Annotated in this window: 16 protein-coding genes; 5 read left to right on the top strand and 11 right to left on the bottom strand. The window is 64.2% G+C overall.

Features of this window, described 5'->3' with window-relative positions; all coding sequences use genetic code 11:
- Positions 1–6 precede the first annotated feature (6 nt).
- Positions 7–420, bottom strand: coding sequence for a lysozyme inhibitor LprI family protein (locus IYW40_RS18555; protein WP_196401729.1), 414 nt, complete (start codon positions 418–420; stop codon positions 7–9).
- A 60-nt stretch (positions 421–480) separates the two neighbouring features.
- Between IYW40_RS18555 and IYW40_RS18550 the strand changes: the two genes are divergently transcribed.
- From IYW40_RS18550 to IYW40_RS18535, 4 genes are all read left to right on the top strand, one after another.
- Positions 481–1,326, top strand: a complete 846-nt coding sequence (locus tag IYW40_RS18550; RefSeq protein WP_196401728.1) for a YihY/virulence factor BrkB family protein — start codon at positions 481–483, stop codon at positions 1,324–1,326.
- 82 nt (positions 1,327–1,408) lie between these two features.
- Positions 1,409–3,883, top strand: a complete 2,475-nt coding sequence (locus tag IYW40_RS18545) for a DNA translocase FtsK (protein WP_196401727.1) — start codon at positions 1,409–1,411, stop codon at positions 3,881–3,883.
- A gap of 69 nt (positions 3,884–3,952) precedes the next feature.
- On the top strand, positions 3,953–4,882 hold the full coding sequence (locus tag IYW40_RS18540) for an outer-membrane lipoprotein carrier protein LolA (protein WP_196401726.1): 930 nt from the start codon (positions 3,953–3,955) through the stop codon (positions 4,880–4,882).
- 4 nt (positions 4,883–4,886) lie between these two features.
- The gene (locus IYW40_RS18535) at positions 4,887–5,837 is read left to right on the top strand and encodes a sodium:calcium antiporter (RefSeq protein WP_210327364.1); all 951 of its coding nucleotides are present in this window, start codon (positions 4,887–4,889) and stop codon (positions 5,835–5,837) included.
- Between the two features lie 2 nt (positions 5,838–5,839).
- Here IYW40_RS18535 and IYW40_RS18530 read toward each other — a convergent pair whose 3' ends face one another.
- The 9 genes from IYW40_RS18530 to IYW40_RS18490 form a co-directional block, all read right to left on the bottom strand.
- On the bottom strand, positions 5,840–6,874 hold the full coding sequence (locus IYW40_RS18530) for an aspartate-semialdehyde dehydrogenase (RefSeq protein ID WP_175094914.1): 1,035 nt from the start codon (positions 6,872–6,874) through the stop codon (positions 5,840–5,842).
- A gap of 36 nt (positions 6,875–6,910) precedes the next feature.
- Positions 6,911–7,294, bottom strand: coding sequence for a hypothetical protein (locus IYW40_RS18525; protein WP_196401725.1), 384 nt, complete (start codon positions 7,292–7,294; stop codon positions 6,911–6,913).
- Between the two features lie 73 nt (positions 7,295–7,367).
- The gene (locus IYW40_RS18520; protein WP_210327362.1) at positions 7,368–8,156 is read right to left on the bottom strand and encodes a succinate dehydrogenase iron-sulfur subunit; all 789 of its coding nucleotides are present in this window, start codon (positions 8,154–8,156) and stop codon (positions 7,368–7,370) included.
- A 1-nt stretch (position 8,157) separates the two neighbouring features.
- Positions 8,158–9,990, bottom strand: a complete 1,833-nt coding sequence (gene sdhA, locus IYW40_RS18515; protein WP_196401724.1) for a succinate dehydrogenase flavoprotein subunit — start codon at positions 9,988–9,990, stop codon at positions 8,158–8,160.
- A gap of 145 nt (positions 9,991–10,135) precedes the next feature.
- Positions 10,136–10,531, bottom strand: coding sequence for a succinate dehydrogenase, hydrophobic membrane anchor protein (gene sdhD, locus IYW40_RS18510; protein WP_196401723.1), 396 nt, complete (start codon positions 10,529–10,531; stop codon positions 10,136–10,138).
- Positions 10,532–10,544: 13 nt separating this feature from the next.
- Positions 10,545–10,952: a succinate dehydrogenase, cytochrome b556 subunit gene (gene sdhC, locus IYW40_RS18505; RefSeq protein ID WP_196401722.1), complete on the bottom strand. Its 408-nt coding sequence runs from the start codon at positions 10,950–10,952 to the stop codon at positions 10,545–10,547.
- A 161-nt stretch (positions 10,953–11,113) separates the two neighbouring features.
- Positions 11,114–11,836 (bottom strand): outer membrane beta-barrel protein, encoded by a 723-nt coding sequence (locus tag IYW40_RS18500; protein WP_196401721.1) that lies wholly within the window; start codon positions 11,834–11,836, stop codon positions 11,114–11,116.
- A gap of 173 nt (positions 11,837–12,009) precedes the next feature.
- Positions 12,010–13,224 (bottom strand): MFS transporter, encoded by a 1,215-nt coding sequence (locus IYW40_RS18495; protein ID WP_196401720.1) that lies wholly within the window; start codon positions 13,222–13,224, stop codon positions 12,010–12,012.
- 217 nt (positions 13,225–13,441) lie between these two features.
- Complete coding sequence (locus IYW40_RS18490) at positions 13,442–14,965, bottom strand: PLP-dependent aminotransferase family protein (protein WP_196401719.1); 1,524 nt, start codon at positions 14,963–14,965, stop codon at positions 13,442–13,444.
- Between the two features lie 242 nt (positions 14,966–15,207).
- On the opposite strand from IYW40_RS18490, the gene IYW40_RS18485 reads away from it, so the two are divergent.
- The gene (locus tag IYW40_RS18485) at positions 15,208–15,405 is read left to right on the top strand and encodes a hypothetical protein (RefSeq protein ID WP_175094906.1); all 198 of its coding nucleotides are present in this window, start codon (positions 15,208–15,210) and stop codon (positions 15,403–15,405) included.
- Between the two features lie 60 nt (positions 15,406–15,465).
- Here IYW40_RS18485 and IYW40_RS18480 read toward each other — a convergent pair whose 3' ends face one another.
- Positions 15,466–15,744 carry a hypothetical protein gene (locus IYW40_RS18480; RefSeq protein WP_196401718.1) on the bottom strand — a complete coding sequence of 93 codons (279 nt, stop codon included), beginning with the start codon at positions 15,742–15,744 and terminating at the stop codon, positions 15,466–15,468.
- Positions 15,745–15,900 lie beyond the last annotated feature (156 nt).

Genomic DNA, 15,900 nt, shown 5'->3' with positions numbered 1-15,900 from the left:
AGCGCGCTACTGACCGCCGCAGGAGACGTCGCCTTCTTCGCAGGTGAGCTGATGCTGCAACCTCTTCGTCTGCTGCTCGGTCACATCCGTGAGACATTGCGCCACGACCATGCTGTGGATGCTGCCGTCGATCGTCCCCAGAGTCTCAAAGGCGCATTGCGCATCCCGGTAGGCGATCCAGGATTTTTGCGCCTCCCGTAATTTTGACTGCCCCGCCGCGCTGATCTTTTTCAGCAACTTGGCGTAGACGGCGTTGAGTTTCGCGTCGGCCTGTTTGAAACTCTCTCCCGCGCACAGATTGAGGTCAGTCTGAGAGCCGCGACCGTCGCAGTCCTTCGCGAGCGCCCAGCTCGTCGAATGCGCCAGAACGACAAAAGCCGCGCTGATGGCGGCGGCGCGCGGTAAACGAAAGCTTCTCATCGACGGATTTACTCCCCTGCGCCATCGCCATTCCCGGTCGGCACGCTATCATGGGCTGGCATGCGAAAGCTTTTTCGAATTTTTTATCACGCCTATCTCAAGTTTGACCGCGACGACGGTTGGGCGGTCACGAGCTATATCGCGCTCGCAATCCTCACTTCGCTGTTTCCGTTCCTCATCTTTCTGACGGCGCTCGCCGGCTTTTTCGGCTTGGGTCAGGAAGCGGACGCGGCGAGAGAGCTGCTCTTCGACACCTGGCCCCCGAATGTCGCCGGTCCGATTGCCCGGGAGATTGGCAATGTGCTGACGCAGCCGCGCGGCGGGCTGCTGACGCTGGGCGCAATCTTCGCCATATATTTCGCCTCGACCGGCGTGGAAGCGTTGCGGGTCGCCCTGAACCGCGCCTATGACGTCAAGGACAAGCGCTCCTGGTGGCTGACGCGCCTCGAATCGATTCTTTACGTCTTTCTCGGCGCGGCCGCGCTCCTCGCCGTCGCCATCCTGCTCGTGCTGGGGCCTCTGGCGCACGCGATCGCCGAACGCTACATTCCCGCTATTGTTCAAGATCTTCAGCCGCTTTACGCGCCGGTGCGCTATGGCGTCACCACCGCCCTGCTGGCCATTGCCCTGTATGCGGCTCATAAATTTTTGCCCGCGGAACGGCGGGACCTGACCTTCATCGGGCCGGGCATCGCGCTGACGCTGATCGCGTCGCTCGCGCTCGGCGCCGGCTTTGGCGCCTATCTCGCGAGATTCGCCGGCAGCTATGTTTCGACCTACGCCGGCCTCGCCTCCATCGTGATCGCCATCGTTTTTCTTCAGATGCTGGCGGCGATCTTCATTTATGGCGCCGAGCTCAATCAGACAGTCGCGGCGGGCGGCAAGAACCCGGAGAACCGGGCTTAAGCGCACCTTAACCGAGATTTTTTACGCTGCCCGCATCCGCGCGCCGTTGGCGGCGCTGCGATCAAGCGAGGCTTCTCCTCATATGCGTAGCCATGCAAGGGGCCATTTTACCGAGCAGCTTCGCGAGTTTGCGGCGCGCAGGCTGGCGGAAATCCTGGGCGCCGCCTTGCTCGTGGGCGCCGGCGCGCTCACACTGGCGCTCGTCAGCTGGTCCGCCCGCGATCCTTCGCTCAACCACGCGACCTCGGGCCACGTCCGCAATCTGCTCGGCGGACCGGGCGCGATCGTCTCCGATCTGTTGATGCAACTCGTCGGCTTCGGCGCCATCGCCGCCATCGTGCCGATCGCGACCCAGGGAGTGCGTCTCATGCGACGTCGCCGGATCGGCCGCGTGATGCTGCGCGTCGGACTTTGTGTCCTCGGCGTTTTCGCAACCGCCGCGACCGCGTCGCTTCTGCCCGCGACCGAGCGCTGGCCGTTGCCCACCGGCCTCGGCGGCGTCGCCGGCGACGCCATCCTTACTGTTCCGCGGTTGATCTTTGCCGGCTCGGGCGTCCTGACCGCGCTCTTCGGCGTCGGCGCCGCTCTCGTCGCGATCCTCGCCGTGACCGGCGCAGCCGGGCTGGGCTTCGAGTCCGAAGCGGATATGCGCAGCCGGTCCTCTGAAGATGACGCGAAGATTCGTCCGGGCGCCGATGATGACGACGACGCCGGCGGCGAGCCTGGCGTCGCGTTGATCTCGCTCGGCGCGCTCATTCATCTTGGACTGGCGTCGAAAGCCTGGATGCTGCGCGCCGCCGGGAGGCTCAGGCGCCGCACCGCGACGACGGACCGGCCGCCGCCGCCGCGCTATCCGCGCGTCGAGCCGACCTTCGAGGACCTGGATCTTTACCCTGCCTTCGCGTCGCCGGGACCCCAAGATCTCGACGAGGCGCCCTTTGAACCCGCGGCCGCTCCCCCTGCGCCCCGCAGGACGCGTGCGCCCGCCCGCGCCGCGCAGCCCCGCTTCAATACGCGCTACGAAACGCCGCCCCTTGTCCTTCTTGCCGAGCCGAAGAAACAGCCGAGCGGCGTCAAGCTCCCGCAGGAGGCGCTCGAGCACAACGCGCGTCTGCTCGAGGGCGTGCTCGAGGATTTTTCCGTCAAGGGCGACATCATCAATGTCCGCCCCGGGCCCGTGGTCACGCTCTATGAACTGGAGCCCGCGCCCGGCATCAAGAGTTCACGGGTCATCGGCCTCGCCGACGACATCGCCCGCTCGATGTCCGCCATCTCCGCCCGCGTCGCCGTCGTGTCAGGGCGCAACGCCATCGGCATCGAACTGCCGAACCAGCGTCGCGAGATGGTCTATCTGCGCGAACTCATCGCCTGCGAGGATTTCGTCCGCTCCAACCACAAGCTCGCCATCGCGCTGGGCAAGACGATCGGCGGCGAGCCGGTGATCGTCGATCTCGCCCGAATGCCACATCTTTTGGTCGCCGGCACCACCGGCTCCGGCAAGTCGGTCGCGATCAACACCATGATCCTGTCGCTGCTTTATCGGCTGAAGCCCGAAGAGTGCCGGCTCATCATGGTCGACCCGAAGATGCTGGAGCTCTCTGTCTACGACAACATTCCGCATCTGCTGACGCCCGTCGTCACCGACCCGAAAAAGGCGGTCGTGGCGCTCAAATGGGCGGTGCGCGAGATGGAGGATCGCTACAAGAAAATGTCGAAGCTCGGCGTGCGCAACATCGACGGCTACAACGCCCGCGTCGCCGACGCGCAGGCCAAAGGCGAGACGATCACCCGCACGGTGCAGACCGGTTTCGACCGCGAGACCGGCGAGGCGATCTTCGAGCATGAGGAGATGACGCTCTCCACGCTGCCTTATATCGTCGTGATCGTCGACGAGATGGCGGATCTCATGCTCGTCGCCGGGAAGGACATCGAGGGCGCGATCCAGAGACTGGCGCAGATGGCGCGCGCCGCCGGCATCCATCTGATCATGGCGACGCAACGCCCCTCCGTCGATGTCATCACCGGCACGATCAAGGCGAATTTCCCGACGCGCATCTCCTTCCAGGTGACCTCCAAGATCGACAGCCGCACGATTCTGGGCGAACAGGGCGCCGAGCAGCTGCTCGGCCAAGGCGACATGCTCTACATGGCCGGCGGCGGCCGCATTTCGCGCGTGCATGGGCCTTTCGTGTCCGACCGCGAAGTTGAAGACATCGTCGCCCATGTGAAGACGCAAGGCGCGCCGCAATATCTCGACGCGATCACCGCCGAGGACGATGTTGGCGAAGACGGCGAAGCGCCCCTACCCGGCTCGATGGACGCCGAGGAAGGCGGCGACCTTTACGACCGTGCCGTCAATATCGTGCTGCGCGACAAGAAGTGCTCGACGAGCTACATCCAGCGCCGCCTCTCGGTCGGCTACAACAAAGCCGCTTCGCTCGTCGAACGCATGGAGCAGGAAGGCGTCGTCTCCGCGCCTAACCACGCAGGAAAGCGCGAAATTCTCGTCGGCGGCGGCGTCGATCGCGGCGCCTTCGACATCGAGGCGGCGGAGTAAGGCTTCGCCCCCAATTCCGCCAACTTATGCTAGGAAGACGGCGACACCTTCCCAGAATCGGAACCCACCGTGACATACGTTCACTTTGCCGCCCTGCTCGCCGCGCTTTCATTCGCCGTCCCGGCCGCCGCTGCGACTATCGCGCGCACCCCGCAGCCGTCGCAGGAAAGCGTTGCGGCGCCCGTTGAGAGCAAAGCAGCGGAGACGAAGCCCGCCGGAGCGAATCCCGCGGAAGCAAGGTCCAAATCGGCTGAGGTCAAGCCTGAGGACGAGAAGAGCGTCGACGCCAAGCCCGTGACGGTCAATCCCATGACCGTCAAGCCCGCGCCCGCCAAGCCCGCGCCCGCCAAGCCCGGCGAGGCGAAGCCTGCAGCCCCCCCATCAGCCGGGAAGAAGAGCGCCAAGCCAGCCGCGCAGGGGCCGGCCTCTGCCGCCGCCACGATCGCGCCTGCGCCCGCGCCGGAGCCGGAGAAGCCGCTCACCCGCGCTGAGGCGGTCAAGCGCGCCAACGCCTTTTTCAACGCCTCGCCGGTGATGACGGCCGATTTTGTGCAGATCGGCGGCGACGGCAAACGTTCGGAAGGCAGGCTACACGTTCAGCGCGCCGGACGCGTGCGCTTCGAATATGCCCAGCCGGCGACGATGGAGGTCGTCGCCGATGGCGCCCAGGTCGCGGTGCGCGACCGCAAGCTCAACACGCAGGATCTCTACTTCATCACCCAGACGCCGCTCAAATTCCTGATGAAGGACAAGATCGACCTCGAAAAGGACGTCACCCTCGAGGACGTGAAGATCGATGATTCCGGCGTCACCATCGCCATCGAGGACAAGGCGACCTTTGGCGGCACGTCGCACGTGCGTTTGATCTTCGACCCCAAGACCTTCAAATTGAAGCAGTGGCAGGTGAAGGACCCGCAAGGCTATGAGACCTTGATCTCGGTCTTTAATATCGATCAGGCGAAAGTGCCGGATCCGACGCTGTTCAAGATCAACAAATAAGCCGTTGCCGTCGGCGGATTCGATTTCGACCGCGATCCCCTATCTGGCGCTGGCGCTGGGTCTGCTCTGCGCCACGGGCGGCGGCGAGCTGTTCGTGCGCGGCACAGTCGGGATCGCCTGCGCCGCCCGCGTTGCGCCGAGCGTCATCGCCGCGACCGTCGCCGCTTTCGCCACATCAAGCCCGGAGCTGACCGTCGCCATCCAGTCGGCGCTGGCGGGAGAGCCGGAAATCTCCTTGGGCGACGCGCTCGGCAGCAATGTCGCCAATTTGGCGCTGATCTTCGGCGTCGCGTTGCTGTTCGGGCCGCTCGCCATAATCCGCGCCGAGGTGACGCGGAATTTCGCCGTCGCCGTTGCGGCGCCTGTGGCGCTCAGCGTCATGCTGATCGATGGATCACTGTCTCGTCTGGACGCCGCAATCCTCTTGGGCGGTTTCGCGCTGTGGTTCGTGAGAGTCACACTGGGGGCGCTCGAGGAACGGCGCTTAGCCCCGGCGCTGCAGGAGACGTCTTCAGGCTTCATGCGCGCTCTTGTCGAGACCTCCATCGGACTCGGACTACTGATTGCCGCCGGAAGTCTCATTGTCTTTGGCGCAAGTGAAATCGCCAGGCGATTTGGGCTGAGCGATTTCATCGTCGGCGCGACTCTGGTCGCGGTGGGCACCTCGACGCCCGAACTCGCCACCGCGCTGATGGCGCGCATTCGCCGACAAGACGACGTCGGCTTTGGCGCCCTGCTCGGGAGCAATATCTTCAACGGGCTGTTCATCATCGGGGTGGCCAGCGCGATTGCGCCGATCCAAACATCCGAATTGGAGGCGGCGCCGGCTCTCATCGCCGGCTTGATCGCGCTCGCGCTGGTTTATCCGCCGCGCAGCGGCGTCTACCGTCCGTGGCGCGGCGTAGCGCTGCTCGCCGTCTACGCAGGCTATTTGGCGGCGGTGATCGCCTCTTGAGGCTAGGCCGCCTTTTTCTTTGGCGCGAGCAGCTTGCGGTTCAGCAGGACTTCGGCGATCTGAATGGCATTGAGCGCCGCGCCCTTGCGCAGATTGTCGGAAACGCACCATAGAACGAGCCCGTTATCGACGGTCGGGTCGGTACGGATGCGCGAGACATAGGTGGCGTCCTCGCCGGCCGCTTCATGCGGCGTGATGTAGCCCCCGGCTTCGTGCTTGTCGATCACCAGCACGCCGGGCGCCGCGCGCAAAATATTACGCGCCTCGTCCGCCGAGATCGGCTTTTCGAATTCGATGTTCACCGCCTCCGAATGGCCGATGAACACCGGCACGCGCACGCAGGTGGCGACAAGCTTGATCTTGGGGTCGAGAATCTTCTTTGTCTCCGCGACCATCTTCCACTCTTCCTTGGTGAAGCCGTCCTCCATGAAGACGTCGATCTGCGGAATCAGATTGAAGGCGATGCGCTTGGGAAATTTCTTCGCTTCGACGGGGTTGGCGACGAACACCGAACGGGTCTGCGCGAAGAGTTCGTCCATGCCCTCCTTGCCCGCGCCGGAGACCGACTGATAGGTCGAGACGACGACGCGCTTGATCGTCGCTGCGTCGTGCAAAGGCTTCAGCGCGACAACGAGCTGCGCCGTCGAGCAGTTCGGATTGGCGATGATGTTCTTTTTGGAAAATCCCGCCGCGGCGCCGGCGTTCACCTCCGGGACAACCAAGGGCACGTCGGGGTCCATGCGCCAGGCCGAAGAATTGTCGATGACGACGCAGCCCTGCGCGCCGATCCTGGGCGCCCATTCCTTCGCGACGGAGCCGCCCGCCGACATGAGACAGATGTCGACGTCGGAGAAATCGTAGGAGTCGAGCGCCTTGCACTTCAGCGTCCTGTCGCCGAAGGAGACTTCCGTGCCGATCGAGCGCGATGACGCCAGCGCGACGACTTCCGAAACCGGGAAGCGGCGCTCAGCGAGAATATCGAGCATCTCGCGGCCTACGTTGCCCGTAGCGCCGACGACCGCGACCTTATACGCCATGATCAACTCCAGCCGGCGATCCCGGCGCTGAGATTTTTAGAAGGGGAGGCCGACGGACATATTCCCCGAGGGCGATACGCCAATGGGCAATCCGCCCTTTGGCTGGCTCGACTTCTCTTCTTCCTTCTGCTTTCCACCGGGCGGCGCCTTGCCCGGCGACCATCCTTCCAGCTCGCCGAACTGGCGATTGCCGGCGCCTCCCTGCTGCTGCTGCTGGCCGGCGCTGGCGCCGGCGTTGGCGCGCGGGGATTGCTGCGCCTTCGCTCTCTTGGCTTTCGGTTGGGTCGTTACAGAGCCGGAAGCGTCGAGCGCTCCGGGATCGGCTTGAAGCTGCTGCGCCAAGGCGCCTAGAGGGCCGCCGGCGATCAGATAGGCGGCGATGAGAAGCGAGGCGCAACTACGACGAGCGCGGGTCGACATGGCGCAGATCTCCGAAGACGTTTGTTCCGTCCTAAACCGGCGGCGCGGCGGGATCAAGGCATGGCGACGGCGCTCAGCGCGACTCCGCCTCGTCCTGGGCGATCGCCATGTTTTTCAGCTCCGCGATCGCCTTCGCCGGCGACAGGCCCTTGGGACAAACCTTTGTGCAATTCATGATCGTATGGCAGCGGTAGAGGCGGAAGACGTCGTCCACATAGGAGACGCGATCCGTCGTCGCTTCATCGCGAGAGTCTTGCACCCAACGGAACGCCTGCAGCAGCGCCGCCGGGCCCAGGAAACGATCGGCGTTCCACCAATAGCTCGGACAGGCGGTCGAGCAGCAGGCGCACAGGATGCATTCGTAGAGCCCGTCGAGCTTGGCGCGCTGCTCCGGCGATTGCAGCCGCTCCTTCTCGGGGGCGGGTCCGCCGCGCAGCCAGGGCTGGATCGCCGCGTATTGCTCATAGAAGATCGTCAGATCCGGCACCAAATCCTTCACCACCGCCATATGCGGCAGCGGATAGATTTTGATCGCGCCGTCGATCTCATCCATGCCCTTGGTGCAGGCGAGCGTGTTCAGACCGCCGATATTCATCGAACAGGAGCCGCAAATGCCCTCGCGGCAGGAGCGACGAAAAGTCAAAGTCGGATCGATCTTGTTCTTGATCCAGATCAGCGCGTCGAGAACCATCGGTCCGCAGTCGTCGGCGTCGATGAAATAGGTGTCGAGGCGCGGATTGGCGCCGTCGTCAGGGTCCCATCGATAGATGCGCAATTCGCGCAGGCGCTCGGCCCCTTCGGGCCTGGGCCAGGTTTTGCCTTCGGCGACGACAGAGTTCTTGGGAAGGGTGAATTCGACCATCTTAATACACCCGCGCCTTTGGCTCTACGTAAGCCACCTCGTTCGTCATCGTGTAGCTGTGCACCGGGCGATAATCGATTGAGGTGGTCTTCCTCTCGCGATCGATCGTCGCGAGCGTATGCTTCATCCAGTTCTTGTCGTCGCGGTTCGGGAAATCCTCGCGCGCATGCGCGCCGCGCGATTCCGTGCGGTTGGCGGCGCTTTCCATCGTCGTGACCGCCTGCACGATGAGATTGTCGTATTCCAGCGTCTCGATGAGATCGGAGTTCCAGATCAGCGAGCGATCGGTGATCTTGACGTCGGCGCCGTCACGCCAGACGGCGTTGATCTGTTCGACGCCTTCGGCGAGGACCTCGCCGGTGCGATAAACGGCGCAGTGCGATTGCATCGTGCGCTGCATCCTGTCGCGCAAGACCGCGGTGGGCGCGGAGCCATTGGCGTTGCGGAAAAAATCGAGCCGCGATAGCGCGAGATCGGCCGAACCCGCAGGGAGTTCCGGCTGCGTATCGTTCGGCTTGATGAGCTCGGCGGCGCGCAGCGCCGCGGCGCGCCCAAAGACGACGAGATCAATAAGCGAGTTGGACCCCAGCCGATTGGCGCCATGCACCGAGACGCAGGCCCCTTCGCCGAGCGCCATCAGGCCCGGAACCACCTCGTCGGGATTGCCGTTACGCTTGCGCAGCGCCTCGCCGTGAAAATTCGTCGGTATGCCGCCCATGTTGTAATGCGCGGTCGGTATGATCGGAATCGGCTGGCGCGTGACGTCGACGCCGGCGAAAACCATCGAGCTTTCGGAAATGCCCGGCAGGCGCTCATGCAGGATCGCCGGATCGAGATGCTCGAGATGCAGATAGGCGTGATCCCTCTCCTTGCCGACGCCCCTACCCTCGCGCACCTCCATCGTGATCGCGCGCGAGACCATGTCGCGCGGCGCGAGATCCTTCACCGAGGGCGCGTAGCGCTCCATGAAGCGCTCGCCTTCGCTGTTCGTCAGATAGCCGCCCTCGCCGCGCGCGCCTTCGGTAATCAGGCAGCCCGCGCCATAGATGCCCGTCGGATGAAACTGCACGAACTCCATGTCCTGCAGCGGGAGCCCCGCGCGCAGCACCATGGCGTTGCCGTCGCCGGTGCAGGTGTGCGCCGATGTTGCTGACAAATAGGCCCGGCCATAGCCGCCGGTCGCGAGCACGGTGAGCGCGGCGCGAAAACGATGAATCGTGCCGTCATCGATCTTCAGGCACACGACGCCCCGGCAGGCGCCGTCCTGATCCAGGATGAGATCGAGCGCGAAAAATTCGACGAAGAACTTCGTGTCGAGCTTCAGCGCCTGTCCGTACATCGTATGGAGCATCGCGTGGCCGGTGCGATCGGCGGCCGCGCATGTGCGCTGCGCCGGCGGGCCCTTGCCGAAATCCGTCGTCATCCCGCCGAACGGACGCTGGTAGATCGTTCCTTCGCTCGTGCGCGAGAAGGGGACGCCCCAATGCTCCAGCTCATAAACGGCGGGCGGGGCGTTGCGGCACATATATTCGATGGCGTCCTGGTCGCCGAGCCAGTCGGAGCCCTTGACGGTGTCGTACATGTGCCATTTCCAATTGTCCGGCCCCATGTTGCCGAGCGCGGCGGCGATGCCGCCCTGCGCCGCCACGGTGTGCGAGCGGGTTGGAAAGACCTTGGTGACGCAGGCGACGTTCAGTCCCGCCTCGGCGCAGCCGACGACGGCGCGAAGTCCCGAACCGCCTGCGCCGACGACGACGACGTCAAAGGTGTGATCGACGATCGCATAGGCCCGACCGCCCACCGACACATTTGATGCAGGACCCTTTGCAATCATCGATTAAGCCTTCTCGAATCTCAATTGCGCCGCGCGCGGCGTAGCTGCGTCGTTACAAGACGGGATCATTGAGATCAAAGCAGCGATGTCGCGCTGCTTCCTGCTCTCGCCTGTCACGTCGACGTCCGTCGATCGCATCGCCCGACTACTTCGGCGCGGCGATGAGGAGGATCGCGAGGACCCAGATCGCTGCGATGACGCGCGACGCCCAAGTGTTGGCGACGGTCGCCTGCGCCTTCAACACTTTGTCATGCACGTAATCTTCGATGATGTCGTCCATGCCGCGTCGCGCATGGATCATGCCGACGACGCCAAACGCAAGAAGCACTAGCGCGGGAATCGGTCTGCCGATCTCGGCGCGCACGCCTTCGAGCGACTTGCCGGCAAGTCCGAGAATCCACCAGGCGCTCAACATCCCAAGCGGGACCAGCGCATAAGACGTCAGCCGCATGAAGCGCGCATGGGGCGAACCGCTATGGTCGGAGACATAGGCGTCGCCGAGTCCGGTTCGACCGCTCTTGAATCTAGTCGCAACCGTCATGAGTTCGCTCCGCTCAGTTCGCCAGCGTCTTGAAGATGAAGACGAGCAGCGTCAGCAGGATGCCGCCGGCGAGCGTCCCCTGCGCCAGCAGTTCCCGCCCCTTCGCGTCCATGTAAAGGCCGCGATCCCAGAGCGCGTGACGCACGCCGCCGAGCAGATGATGAAAAATCGCCCAAACCACCATCAGCACAAGCAGATTGCCGATAAAGCCTGACGCGATCCAGGACACGGCGGAGAATGCGCCGCCGCCGACCGCGGCGCCGAGCAGAAACAGCGCCAGAAGCGCCATGCCGACGTAAAGCCCCGCGCCGGTGATTCGATGCGCGATCGACATCGTCATCGTCAGGATGGGCTTGAAAACCGTCAGATGCGGCGACAGCGGCCGCCGCGCGGCGAGCCTGTCTGTGTCGGCGTCGGCCATGTAGAACCCTCTCGCTGCGGCCGATTTCTTTCTCGGAACGCTTCCAAGCAGATAATTCAATTGTTGCGGCGCCGCAACCAAAAGCGATCAAACAGGCGCGCCGCAAAACGCAAAAGCCCCGTCTTCGGGGCTCTTGCCACGCGCGTTCATAGCATTTGGATTCAGTAGTTCGCCATGGCCGGTCCGGGAGGCGCAAGCATCCAGTTGAACCGGTAGTTGACGCCGGCGCGAACAGTATTGAGATGCGCGCGCTGCTGGGTTTCGACGATGAAAGGCGCAACGTAGATCGGGTCGTAATTCGCGCCGATGTTTGTGTAGAGATATTCGACCTTCGCCGACCAGTTCGGCAGGAAAGCGTATTCGATCCCGCCGCCCGCTGTCCAACCGGCTCCCGCGCGGGCCTGAGAGCCAAGCCATCCGTAGTTGAGACTCAGGTCGCCGTAGGCGAAGCCGCCCGTGCCGTAAAGGAGCAGCTGCGCGTTCAGCATCGACACGCCCGCCCGCCCGCGCACCGTGCCGAACCAGTCGACGCTGCGCGTCACGCCCCACCCTTGATTGCCGCCGCCGACGCTCGATCCTTGAAAATCCGTTTCGAGGCCGACGACGAAGAGCGGCGTGACTTGGTAATTATAGCCGATCTGGGCGCCGCCGATGACGCCGCCCGTATTCGACTGGCTCGAAGGCGCCAGCCAATGTCCATCGTCGTATCGATCGAGCCAGCCGCCGCCGAGATTGAGGCCGACGTAGAATCCGGTCCAGGTGAAGACTGGCGGCGGCGGAAGATAGACCGGCGGCGGCTCCCTGCGGGAAGGCAGGTCTGCGGCCGAGGCCGACAGGGCGGCCAGGGACGCCGCGACGGCGAGGCCGAAAGCTCGTTTTTTCATTAGAACCTCAATGGTGCGTTGTTCGAAACGCCAGCGCCCCCGCCGGGGTTGAAATGAATGATCAACAATGGCGCAATTGCGAAAATTTATCGTTCATTTTCAATGCTTAATCGACATGCTTAGCCATCCGTTAACCGGCCTGAATTCCGCCGTGAAGCTCTTAACGCGCCGGCTCAAACCGGCCTGTGGGGCCGCCCGATCCGACGGCCGCCCGCCGCGAATCCGGCGAGCGCCAGCGACGCGCAAAGCGCGCCCGCCCAGAAGGCGGCCTGGGGACCAAACGCGTCCCAGAGCGCTCCGGCGCCCGCGCTCGCGACAAGCAGCGCGACGCCGCTCGCCAAGTTGAACACTCCAAACGCCGAGCCGCGTAACGCCGCCGGCGCGACGTCGGCGACAAGCGCGGCGAGCAGACCTTGGGTGAGGCCCATATGCAGGCCCCAAAGCGCCACGCCCAGCCAAACGAGCGGCATATGATCGGCGACCGCCAAGACGGCGTCGGCGGCGATCAGCGCGACAAGGCCCGCCATGAGGGGCGTCTTCCGATCGCCGCGATCGGAGAAGGCGCCGACGGGATAGGAGGCGCCGGCGTAGACGACATTCATCGCGACGAGCGCCAGCGGCGCGAGCGCCTCGGGCAATCCCACGTCGCGCGCCTTCAGAATGAGGAAAGCTTCCGAGAAACGCGCCAAACTGAAGACGACGCCGATCGCCACAACGATCCAGAAGGGGCCGCCGAGCCGGCGGACTTCATCGATGTGCAACGGAAAACGCGCCGGCCGCGGCGGGCGGGAGGCTTCCGGCTCGCGCACGCCGAGCGCCAGGACCACAACGGCGAGAGCCGCCGGAATCGTCGCGATCCAGAACACGAAAGGGATGCTGTTGGCCGAGAACCACATCGCGGCCACCGCGACAGCAGGCCCGAGAAAGGCGCCGATCGTGTCGAGCGACTGGCGAAGCCCGAAGGCCGCGCCGCGAATGGAGGCCGGCGCGATATCGGCGACAAGCGCGTCGCGCGGCGCCCCGCGTATGCCCTTGCCGACTCGATCGAGGAAGCGGGCGGCCATGATCCAGGCGATATTCGGCGCAAGCGGAAACATCGGCTTGGTCAGCGCGGCAAGCCCATAGCCGATGATCGCCAGCTGCTTGCGGCGGCCAAACCAGTCCGACAGCGCGCCAGAAAAGATCTTGACGACCGAGGCGGTCGCCTCGGCGACGCCTTCGATGACGCCGACTTCGGCCATCGAGGCGCCCATCGCGCCGACGAGATAAATCGGCAGCAGCGCATGGATCATCTCGGAAGAAAAATCCATGAGCAGCGACACGAGCCCGAGCGCCCAGACGCCGGACGGTATGGCGCGCAGACGCGAGCGGGCGCTGAAATCGTTCATGAATTGATTCGGCTCGCGCGAAACCCTCTCCCAGAGGGAGAGGGTCGGTCCCCGAAGGACCGGGGTGAGGGTTACGATCTCGCAACTATAGACACGACGGCTCCACCGCAGCGAAACCAAAATTCGAGCGGGGAAACCCCTCACCCGGCTGCTCCGCAGCCACCCTCTCCCGATGGGAGAGGGTTGGCGCGCGCTGTATTAAAGCGCGCGTTAAGCGCTACGCCTTCAGCGCCTGCGCCAGCCTGGCGATCCCGGTCTCGATCTCTTTTTCGGTGAGCGCGACGAAGCCGAGCATCAGCAGCCGATCGCCGCCGTTGATGTCGTCGAAGCGCAGCGCCGAGCCCGTCGCCAGCGAACAGACGCCAACGCCCGCGGCGACGCCTCTCCTCTCCACCTCGGCCGCGTCCGGAAAACCGTCCGGCAGCTTCCAGACGAGATGCATGCCGGCTTGGTCGCCGTAGATCTCGCAGGCTCCGAAATGATTCCGCAGCGCGCCCAGCAGCGCGTCGCGCCGATCGCGATAGAGCTGGCGGATGCGTCGCAAATGGCGCCCGAATTCGCCGCTCGACATGAAATCCGCCATCGCCGCCTGTTCCAGCCAGCTTTGGCCGTTGTTCATCAACATTTTCATGCGCCGGCCGGCTTCGGCGAGACGGCGGGGCAGCACGACATAGCCGAGCCGCAGTCCGGGTCCCATGCACTTGGAAAAGGTGCCGAGATAGATGACGCGCTCGTTGCGATCGAGTCCCTTCAGCGCCGTCAGCGGCGAACCGATAAAACGGAAGTCGCTGTCATAGTCGTCTTCCATAATATAGGCGTCGTACTGCGTCGCCCAGGCGAGAAGCTCGAGCCGCCGCTGCAGGCTCATGGTCACGCCGATCGGATATTGATGCGACGGCGTCACATAGGCGACGGCGCCCCTGGTTTTCGGCAGTCGCGACACGTCGAGCCCGTCCTGGTCCACGGGCACGGGATAAAGCGTCGCCCCAAGGCTTTCGAGCACGAAGGCGGCGCCCTGATAGCAGGGCGACTCGACGACGGCGGTGGACCCGGGGGTCACGAGCAGGCGCCCGACCAGATTGAAGCCGTCCTGGCAGCCGCCGACGATGATGATCTGCTCCGGATCGGCGATGACGCCGCGCGCCGGCGCAAGATGTTTGGCGATCGCGCGCCGCAGCTCCATCAATCCGGCGGGATCGTTATAGCTCGTGAGATTGGCGCCGACCGCCTTCAGCCGATTCTTGATGTGGTGCGACCAGGCCTTGAGTGGAAATGATCGCGCGTCCGGCCGGCCCACCCAGAAATCGGCGGCCAGACGACGGCGCTCCGGGTCGGCGAGGCGATGGGTGCGCAACACGCCGCAGGCCGCCGGAACTTCAATCGCGGCCCCCTGCTCTTCCGTCTGCGGCGTGCGCTGATCGGCCGACAGAAACGCCGTGTCCGGCAGATCCGGCGAGACGAAGGTGCCCACATAGGGCTTCGTGCGGATATAGCCTTCCGCGATCAGCCGCTCATAGGCCAACACGGCCGTGTTGCGCGAGACGCCAAGCTGGCTGCTCAGCTCGCGGGTGGTCGGCATCGGATCGTCGCACTTGAGCTGACCGTTGAGGATCATCGAGCGGATCTGATCGAAGATCTGGTTCTGCAGAGTGTTCTTGTCTGACTCAGCCAGAATGATCGACAGTTGCACATGCCCGCTCTTGACGATGGGCGCTGGACGATCCGTGGTCGTGAAGGTCATCGCTGCAATCTCCCCTGGGCGCAGGCTAATGCGCTTTCAACCGTGCCGCATAGGTCCACAGGCAAGGTAAGCATTGGCGCCACCTTTGGCAGGCCTGCAGGCGAAGACGCCAGCCAGAGAGGAGAACTGTTTTGATCTGGCGCCATCAGGTTGCTTGCTCCTGGCGCTTTTACTTGGACGCACATTGGGGAAAGCTGCGATCGTCCCAATTGGAAACGCCCTGAACATCAAGGGAGACCCAGATGCCGTTTTCGAAGTCGCGCTTCGTGCCCCTGGCGTTTTGGGTGGGCTTTCTGGCGTTAGGTCTCGCGACCAACGTCAGTCATGAGCAAAAGGCGCGCGGTTTCGCGCGCGACAAGCAGGAGATGAGCGTCGCCAGCGCCTCCGCCAAGCGCCTGCCCCTGCTGATCCAGGATCGCAATCAGGTCCTTCGCGATTAAGCGCGCGGACAATTTACTCCTCTGCGCCGCGCGAGCGGCGTTTTTTTTTGCGCGCAATTCTTAAGGTTTGCGCACGGGCACGAGGCGGTTCAGCACTGTGATGGACAAGAAGCCGCCGACCCAGGCGCCCACCGCCGCGAAGGCCACATAGGCCCAGTTCGACGTATAGCTGATCACCGCGAAGGCCGAGAGCAGATACCAGATGCTGCTCCAGCTCGCGGCGGCCACGCGCCGACGCTCCGACACGGCGGCGTTGAAAAACACATAGACCGCGTCGGTGATGGCGGTCGAGACGGCGACGCCAATCCCAATCAGCGGGTCAATCGCAGGCAGGTCCATGGTCTTCTCCGCTTTCGCCCGGTCGGGGCGGACGGGAGCAGCTATGGACGTCGCATTAGAGCGAGGCAATCGAGATGGCGAACGCGCCTTAGCCACGAACATTTATTCAGCGCCGCCATCGTGGGGGGGGGGGGGGGGGCCTTCCCCACCCCCAAA

Origin of the sequence: Methylocystis sp. H4A, assembly GCF_015709545.1 — a bacterium.
GTDB classification, from domain to species: Bacteria; Pseudomonadota; Alphaproteobacteria; order Rhizobiales; family Beijerinckiaceae; genus Methylocystis; species Methylocystis silviterrae.
Note: the sequence above shows the minus strand (reverse complement) of the source record. Positions and strands in the feature narration are given on the sequence as shown.

What these genes read in the sequence shown, in the direction of transcription:
- IYW40_RS18490 (WP_196401719.1), bottom strand. Translation starts at nt 14,965, where the DNA reads ATGACCTTCACGACCACGGATCGTCCAGCGCCCATCGTCAAGAGCGGG.
- sdhC (WP_196401722.1), bottom strand. Translation starts at nt 10,952, where the DNA reads ATGGCCGACGCCGACACAGACAGGCTCGCCGCGCGGCGGCCGCTGTCG.
- IYW40_RS18520 (WP_210327362.1), bottom strand. Translation starts at nt 8,156, where the DNA reads ATGGTCGAATTCACCCTTCCCAAGAACTCTGTCGTCGCCGAAGGCAAA.
- IYW40_RS18495 (WP_196401720.1), bottom strand. Translation starts at nt 13,224, where the DNA reads ATGAACGATTTCAGCGCCCGCTCGCGTCTGCGCGCCATACCGTCCGGC.
- IYW40_RS18545 (WP_196401727.1), top strand. Translation starts at nt 1,409, where the DNA reads ATGCGTAGCCATGCAAGGGGCCATTTTACCGAGCAGCTTCGCGAGTTT.
- IYW40_RS18530 (WP_175094914.1), bottom strand. Translation starts at nt 6,874, where the DNA reads ATGGCGTATAAGGTCGCGGTCGTCGGCGCTACGGGCAACGTAGGCCGC.
- IYW40_RS18550 (WP_196401728.1), top strand. Translation starts at nt 481, where the DNA reads ATGCGAAAGCTTTTTCGAATTTTTTATCACGCCTATCTCAAGTTTGAC.
- IYW40_RS18485 (WP_175094906.1), top strand. Translation starts at nt 15,208, where the DNA reads ATGCCGTTTTCGAAGTCGCGCTTCGTGCCCCTGGCGTTTTGGGTGGGC.
- sdhA (WP_196401724.1), bottom strand. Translation starts at nt 9,990, where the DNA reads ATGATTGCAAAGGGTCCTGCATCAAATGTGTCGGTGGGCGGTCGGGCC.
- IYW40_RS18555 (WP_196401729.1), bottom strand. Translation starts at nt 420, where the DNA reads ATGAGAAGCTTTCGTTTACCGCGCGCCGCCGCCATCAGCGCGGCTTTT.
- IYW40_RS18500 (WP_196401721.1), bottom strand. Translation starts at nt 11,836, where the DNA reads ATGAAAAAACGAGCTTTCGGCCTCGCCGTCGCGGCGTCCCTGGCCGCC.
- sdhD (WP_196401723.1), bottom strand. Translation starts at nt 10,531, where the DNA reads ATGACGGTTGCGACTAGATTCAAGAGCGGTCGAACCGGACTCGGCGAC.
- IYW40_RS18480 (WP_196401718.1), bottom strand. Translation starts at nt 15,744, where the DNA reads ATGGACCTGCCTGCGATTGACCCGCTGATTGGGATTGGCGTCGCCGTC.
- IYW40_RS18525 (WP_196401725.1), bottom strand. Translation starts at nt 7,294, where the DNA reads ATGTCGACCCGCGCTCGTCGTAGTTGCGCCTCGCTTCTCATCGCCGCC.